Origin of the sequence: Staphylococcus sp. EG-SA-15 (assembly GCF_017151895.1) — a bacterium.
In the GTDB taxonomy this organism is placed as follows: Bacteria; Bacillota; Bacilli; order Staphylococcales; family Staphylococcaceae; genus Staphylococcus; species Staphylococcus aureus.
Window position 1 is genome coordinate 1 of the sequence record NZ_JACVZN010000171.1, and the last position, 242, is coordinate 242.

General features: G+C 27.3%; 1 pseudogene. It reads left to right on the forward strand.

Features of this window, described 5'->3' with window-relative positions:
* Window positions 1-17: 17 nt before the first annotated feature.
* Window positions 18-242: pseudogene (locus IDG64_RS14920) on the forward strand (type 8 capsular polysaccharide synthesis protein Cap8I); the annotation flags it as partial.

Sequence of the window (242 nt, forward strand, 5' to 3'; positions counted from 1 at the left end):
GGCAAGGAAACATTAAAATGGCAATAACATATGAAGTGACATTATATATCTTATTCATTAAATATCCTGCCTATCTCTTGATAGAACTGTTTATTATTTTCAATTACATCGTTTCTATAAGCTTCTCGAATAATCCGAATTTTAAATTTTCGAAAATTGTATACGATGTTTTAGGTTTTCTTAGATTAGTATTTATACCTGCTATGATAGTGTTTTTCCAGGATTCAACTATAGATAATTTG